This window comes from Cupriavidus gilardii (assembly GCF_013314895.1).
In the GTDB taxonomy this organism is placed as follows: Bacteria; Pseudomonadota; Gammaproteobacteria; order Burkholderiales; family Burkholderiaceae; genus Cupriavidus; species Cupriavidus gilardii_C.
This window is the reverse complement of the sequence record NZ_JABTYE010000009.1, coordinates 194,952-201,507: the sequence shown is the minus strand read 5'-3', so window position 1 is coordinate 201,507 and position 6,556 is coordinate 194,952. Positions and strand designations below refer to the sequence as shown.

6 protein-coding genes are annotated in these 6,556 nt (G+C 68.8%); 1 reads left to right on the top strand and 5 read right to left on the bottom strand.

The window, feature by feature from the left end; translation table 11 throughout:
- Window positions 1-175 precede the first annotated feature (175 nt).
- The 5 genes from HTY53_RS11600 to HTY53_RS11580 all read right to left on the bottom strand — a co-directional run bounded on the left by HTY53_RS11600 (window position 176) and on the right by HTY53_RS11580 (window position 5,323).
- Window positions 176-1,084: an oxidoreductase gene (locus tag HTY53_RS11600; protein WP_174106720.1), complete on the bottom strand. Its 909-nt coding sequence runs from the start codon at window positions 1,082-1,084 to the stop codon at window positions 176-178.
- Window positions 1,085-1,173: 89 nt separating this feature from the next.
- A complete protein-coding gene (locus tag HTY53_RS11595; protein ID WP_174106719.1) occupies window positions 1,174-1,422 on the bottom strand; it encodes a LysR family transcriptional regulator in 249 nt (82 codons plus the stop codon).
- Between the two features lie 188 nt (window positions 1,423-1,610).
- The gene (locus HTY53_RS11590) at window positions 1,611-2,540 is read right to left on the bottom strand and encodes a LysR family transcriptional regulator (protein WP_174106718.1); all 930 of its coding nucleotides are present in this window, start codon (window positions 2,538-2,540) and stop codon (window positions 1,611-1,613) included.
- An 81-nt stretch (window positions 2,541-2,621) separates the two neighbouring features.
- Window positions 2,622-4,214 (bottom strand): gamma-glutamyltransferase family protein, encoded by a 1,593-nt coding sequence (locus HTY53_RS11585; RefSeq protein WP_174106717.1) that lies wholly within the window; start codon window positions 4,212-4,214, stop codon window positions 2,622-2,624.
- Window positions 4,215-4,291: 77 nt separating this feature from the next.
- The gene (locus tag HTY53_RS11580; RefSeq protein WP_254599910.1) at window positions 4,292-5,323 is read right to left on the bottom strand and encodes a Bug family tripartite tricarboxylate transporter substrate binding protein; all 1,032 of its coding nucleotides are present in this window, start codon (window positions 5,321-5,323) and stop codon (window positions 4,292-4,294) included.
- Window positions 5,324-5,627: 304 nt separating this feature from the next.
- On the opposite strand from HTY53_RS11580, the gene HTY53_RS11575 reads away from it, so the two are divergent.
- A complete protein-coding gene (locus HTY53_RS11575; RefSeq protein WP_174106715.1) occupies window positions 5,628-6,554 on the top strand; it encodes a LysR substrate-binding domain-containing protein in 927 nt (308 codons plus the stop codon).
- The last annotated feature ends 2 nt before the right edge of the window (window positions 6,555-6,556 follow it).

Here is a 6,556-nt window from a genome sequence, read left to right as displayed (position 1 = left end):
GGGTTGGGGACGCCTTTGCCCTCTCCCCCGGCCCCTCTCCCGCAAGCGGGAGAGGGAGAAAACCGCCGGCGCAACATTGCCTTGCTGGCAGCGACGAGACCTGAACAGCGTCACGCCGCTCCCTCTCCCGCTTGCGGGAGAGGGCTGGGGAGAGGGCAAGGGCAATTCCATTGCCTCAGTGGCCGGCAAGCACCGCCTCGTCCACCCGCACGTCGTCATGATCCGTCGATACCGCCAGCGCCCGCCATGCCGACAGTTCCGCTTCGACCTTGCGGTGCTTCTCCGCAATGCGAGCCACCGTGTCCGAGCCCAGCGGCAGCCGCAGCGGCGGCGTGTCGCTGTCGGCCAGCGCCAGCAGGGCCGCGGCCAGCTTGATCGGGTCGCCCGGCTGCTGGTGGTTGGCGGCCGCCATGTGGCCACGCATCGCGCCGACGGTGTCGGCGTAGGCGGCAATCTCCGAGCGCACGCGCACCAGCGAGCTGTCGTCGAGGAAGTCCGTGCGGAAGAAGCCCGGCTCGACCACGGTGGCGCGGACGCCCAGCGGCGCGAGTTCGGCGTCCAGCGCCTCGGTCAGGCCCTCCACCGCGAACTTGGTCGCGCCGTAGACGCCCCAGCCGGGATACGCCGCATACCCGCCGATCGAAGAAATATTGATCACGTGGCCGCTGCGCTGCCGGCGCATCTGCGGCAGCACCGCGCGGGTCACGGCCAGCACACCGAACACATTGGTGGCGAACTGCTGCTCCACTTCCTTCGCCGACGCCTCTTCCACCGCGCCGAGCAGCCCGTAGCCGGCGTTGTTGACCAGCACGTCGATGCGGCCGAAGCGCGCCACCGCGGCCTCGGCGGCGGCGATTGCCTGCGCTTCGCTGGTGACGTCCAGCGCCACGCTAAGCAGGTTTGCATGCTGGCCGACTGCGGCGGCGATGGTTTCGGGACGGCGCGCGGTGGCGACGACGCGGTCGCCGCGAGCGAGCGCGGCACGTGTCAGTTCCAGGCCGAAGCCGCGCGAGGCGCCGGTGATGAACCAGACCTTGCTGTCGTTTGTGGTGGCGGCGATCGTCGTGGTCGTGGTGGCGGACATGGTGATTCTCCTTTGAGGCATGCTCAAAAAAAGGTCTGGCAACAGGGTTGTGTGTGCGGTGGTACGTGTGTTGGCAGCGCAGCGCGCCGTTACACGAGGGACGGCATGCCGGCCAGCGCCGCACCGCGTGCGCGCGGATCGCCGTCGACGTTGCGCGCGCCTTCCGAGTACGGATTGAACGATCCCTGGCGCAGCCCTTCCGAGAACACGTCGTGGCTGCGTGCCGCGGTGCTGCCCGGGGTGCTGTCGATCGGCGCGGCGTGCGCGCCTTGCAGGGAAAGGCCGACCACCAGCGAAACGGCGGCGGGAACGAGGATGCGGCTGAATTGGGCAATCATGATGTCGCTCCTGAGAAATGATCTCGATCGGTTTCGATAAGGGACGGTGGCTGCGGCGCGTCCCCGGTGTTGCCGGGGTTTCGCAATGCAGCCGCCGTTGAGACCAATCTAGAGGGGGAGCGACCGTGGCACTAGAGCGCCCAATGCCGTCTCAGAAACAACCGCAAGTTGCCAGTTGCCTGGCTACGTCAAGCCACCAGCCCGACCAGCCTGGACAGGGACTGCTCCGCGCCGCGGCTCGCTTCGACCACGAAGTCGATGAAATGGCGGACGCGTGTCGGCATTTGCGTGCGATGGGGAAAATACATGTACAGCCCCACCTGGCTGGCGGTGTAGTCGGTCAGGATCGGCTTGAGACGGCCATCGACCAGATCGTCGTGGACCATGTAGGCGAGCAGTTGGCCGATGCCGATGCCGGCCCGCACCGCTTCGACCTCGGTGTCCAGATCGTTAAAGCTGGCGACCGCGGGCACCTCCTGGTAGACCAGATTGCCGTCTACCTGCAGTTCCCATGGCACCATGCGACCCGTCGAGGCGCGACGAAAGCCGGTGCACCGGTGCTGCAGCAGCGCTTCGGGCGTGGCCGGCTCGCCGTGCCGCGCGAGGTAGTCAGGCGACGCGCAAATGATCAGCGGGACATCGCACAGCCGCCGCGCGACGAGGTTCTGTCCCGGGCTGGTGCCGACGCGAAAGCCGATATCGATGCGGGCTTCGACCAGATCGGTGAAGAGATCGCTCAGCACCACGTCGAACACGATGCCGGGATACCGTTCCCGAAAGCCGTGCATCAGCGGCACCAGCACCCGGCTGCCAAGCGATGGCGGCGCAGTCAGGCGAATCGTGCCATCGTCCTCGCTTCTGCTGCTGCGGATCTGCTCCAGCGCCTCATCGAGTTGCCGCATGCCGGGTGCGGCCAGTTCGAACAGCCGCGCCCCTTCGGTCGTCAGGCTCAGCTTGCGCGTGGTCCGGTGCAGCAGGCGGACGCCGAGGTCGGCCTCCAGCGTGCGCACCGCCTTGCTGACCGCCTGCGGCGTGACACCGGCCTCCACCGCCGCGCGGCGGAAGCTGCCGGCGCGCACCACGCCGATAAACAGGGTGAGGACGCGGGCCTTGTCCATGATCGGCAACCGATGGTTGAGAGTGCCGCCATCATAACGCCGACCGGTTACCCAAGGCGGACAGGCCCGTTGCGCTGCGCCCTAGAATCCCAGCGGATAGCCGTCCTTCCGATGATCGGACGCCGCGGCATACCCCTGCGGCAATCGCATCGCCATCTGGGCGCCGCCGAATTCCAGGCTGTCGGCCGGTGCGACCTGAACCGCATGGCCCATCGCACGCAGTGCCTGCACCGTTTCCGCCGGGCAGTGCGCCTCCACCGCGACGCCCGCGTTGTCGTCCATCACGCGCCAGCGAGGCGCGTCGCAGGCGACCTGCGGATTCTGGTCGAAGTCCGCCAGCCGGCTCGTCATCTGCACGTGGCCCTGCGCCTGCATGGAGCCGCCCATCACGCCGAACGCGGCCAGCGGCGCGCCCCCGCGCGTCAGGAAGCCGGGAATGATCGTATGGAAGGGCCGTTTGCCGGGCGCAACCTGGTTCGGATGTCCGGGCTGCAGGGTGAAGCCCCAGCCGCGATTGTGCAGCGCGATGCCGGTGCCCGGCACCACCACGCCGGAGCCGAAGCCCTTGAAGTTGGACTGGATGAACGACACCATCATGCCGCTCTGATCGGCCACGGTCAGGTAGACGGTGCCGCCGCTGTGCGGCTTGCCGGGGCCGGGATAGCTGGCCCTGGCGGGATCCATCGCGCGGGCGCGCTCGCTCAGATAGGCGGGATCGAGCAGGTCGCGCGCGGTGATCGCCCGCATCGCGTCGGCATCGGCCACGTAGGCATGCAGATCGGCGAAGGCCAGTTTCATCGCTTCGATCTGCAGATGCATGGTGCGCGCCGAATCGACGCCGCCCGACGCGACGTCCCACTGGTCGAGCATGCCCAGCGCCATCAGCGCACCGATGCCCTGTCCGTTCGGACCGATCTCGTGCAGCGTCAGATCGCGATAGCGCATCTGGATCGGATCGACCCAGTCGGACCGATGCGCGGCGAGATCGGCTTGATCGATGCGGCCGCCGGTGGCGCGGGCATGCGCGGCAATGCGCGCGGCCAACTCGCCGTGGTAGAAGTCGTCGCCGCCGCTGCGCGCAATGCGCTCCAGCGTGTCGGCCTGGCCGGGGCAAATGAAGCGTTCGCCCGGCAGCGGCGCGCGGCCGCGCGGTGCGAACGATTCGGCGAAGCCCGGCTGGTTTTCCAGCACCGGGATCTGGGACTGCCATTGGCGGTGCACGGTAGGCGAGACCACGAAGCCGTTGTGCGCGTACTCGAGCGCGGGCTCGAACAGGTCTTCGAACGGCAACGAGCCGAACTTGTCCCAGGCGGTGCGCCAGCCCGATACCACGCCGGGCACCGTCACGCTGTCCCAGCCCTTGAACGGCATGGCGTCGTAGCGGGAGAACGACTCGGGCGTCCACGTCCGGGGCGCGCGGCCCGACGCGTTCAGGCCGTGCAGCTTGTTGCCGTCCCAGATCAGCGCAAAGGCGTCGCCGCCGATGCCGTTCATGCAGGGTTCCACCACGGTCAGCGCGATCGCGGTGGCCAGCGCAGCATCCACGGCGTTGCCGCCGCGCGCGAGCATTCGCAAACCGGCGGCCGCAGCCAGCGGCTGCGAGGTGGCCACCACGTTGTCGGCCAGCACCGGCGCGCGCTGGGAGCGGTAGGGGAAGTTCAGGAAGGAAGTCATGGGATGCGAAGGGAAGCGAGCGATGAGCGGGCGCCGGGATCTGTCCGGGCGCCCCGGATGGGCGCAGCGTTCGGGCGTCAGTCGATCCTGACTTTCGCCGCTTGCGCGACCTTGCTCCAGGTCCGCATTTCCTCGCCGATCATGCGGCCGAAGGCGTCGCTCGGCGTGAATTGCACCTGCACACCCTGCGCTTCGAGCGATTGCACCAGGTCGGGCATGGCGAGCGCCGCCTTGGTCGCGGCGGCCAGCTTCTGCACCACGGCGGGCGGCGTGCCCTTCGGCGCCACCAGGCCGAACAGGTTGTTGACGCCGAAGTCGCGGATGCCGGCCTCCGCCATGGTCGGCGCCTCCGGCAGCGAGCCGACGCGGCGCTCGGAGGCCACCGCCAGCAGCCGCAGCTTGCCCGATCTGACGTGCGGTAGCGCGGAGGGAATGCTGTCGAACATCATGGCCGAGCGGCCGGCCATCAGATCGGGCAGCGCAAACGCGCTTCCCTTGTACGGCACGTGCACCACATCGACGCCGGTGCGCAGCCGGAACAGTTCGGACTCCAGATGCGACAGCGTGCCGTTCCCCTGCGAGGCGAAGTTGTACTTGCCCGGTGCGCCTTGCAGATACTTGACGAGCTCTGGCACGGTCTTGACCGGCAGCGTCGCGGGCACCACCAGGATGTGCGGCACGTTGCCGACACCGGCGATCGGCACGAAATCCCTGGCCAGGTCGGCGGGCTGGCTCGAATAGGTGGCCGCCGCGATCGCGGCATTGCTGACGGCTGCCAGGTACAGCGTGTAGCCATCGGGCGCCGCCTTGGCGGCGTAGGCCAGGCCGATCGCGCCGCCCGCGCCCGGCCGGTTCTCGACCACCACCGGCTGCTGAAGCTGCTGGGACAGGCGCTGACCGACCGCGCGCGCGAGCACGTCGGTGGCGCCGGCCGGGGGGAACGACAGCACCAGCTGGATCGGACGGTCCGGGTATTCCGCCAGCGCGGCGGGTGCGACGATCGCGGCAGCCGTTGCCGCGGCGGCGAGCCGCAGCGCCTTGCGCCGGGCAGTGTTCAGGATGGTGCGCGCATGCGCCGTGGCGGTGCGCGCGGGGTGAAGCAGTTGCATGACCATGATCTCGACGACTCCGTGATGGCCGCCTCCGCGACGCGCCAGCATGGCGACGTTGGCGGGGATGGGCCGGGATGGCGAATCTGGCGCGGTCCGCTTGTCGCGCGGCTCCGGGCGCCTGTCATGCCGCGTCCACGGTCGGACCGCGGACTGCGCTGATGGGAATGGTCGATTCTAGGCACGGTCCGTGCGTCAGCTGATGCGGATCGGCCATGGCGCCATGCGGAAACGGAATAGGGCGCCAGCGGCCGCACCGTCGTGCCTCGCGACGAGGCCGGCAAGCATCCGACGGAAGACGACCATGCAGTTGAAGTGGATTGAGGACCTGCTCGTGCTCGAACGCACGCGCAGCTTTTCGCGCGGCGCGGAATTGCGCCATATCACCCAGTCGGCGCTGTCGCGCCGCATTCGCTCTCTCGAAGAGTGGGCCGGGGCCGAGCTGGTCGACCGCAATACCTATCCGCTGGCGCTGACGCGGGCGGGCGCGGCATTCTGCGCCACCGCGCGCGACGCCTGCGAGCGGCTGCTCGAAGCACGCGCGGCCCTGCGGCGCGAGGCCACGATGCCGGGCAAGGCCATTGAAATCGCCGCCGGCCATACCTTGTCGCTGACCTTCCTCCCTGACTGGCTCAAGCAGTGCCGGCAGCGTGCGGGCGCCTTCCATGCGCGCGTGGTGGCCGCCAATGTGCTGGACGCCGTGGTGGCGTTGTCGGAGGGCCATTGCGATCTGATGCTGGGCTACAACCATCCGCGCGTGCCGGTGTCGCTGGACAGCGAGCGCTTTCGCAGTCTGACGGTGGGCAGCGATCTGCTGATGCCGGTGTCGGTGCCGACCTCGCGCGGCGCGCCGGTGTTTTCGCTGGCCGAGCCTGACGGCAAGGCCTCGAACGCGACGCCGTTCCTCGCCTATACCGCCAACACCACGCTGGGCCGAGTGGTCGAATCGATTCTGGAACAGAAGCATGCCCATCGCCGCCTGGTTCGTTGCTACGAAGCCGATATGGCGATGCTGCTGCTGAAGATGGCCAGCGAAGGGCACGGCGTGGCATGGCTGCCGCACAGCACCGTCGCGCAGGCGCTGGCAGCGGGCACGCTGGTGCCGGCCGGTGACGACAGCTGGTGCTCGCCGCTGCAGATCTGTGCCTACCGGTCGGCGCACAGCGCCAATCCGACCTTGCACGCGCTATGGCGCATGCTGGCGGGCGAGCAGGCGGCGCAGTTCGCGTAAAT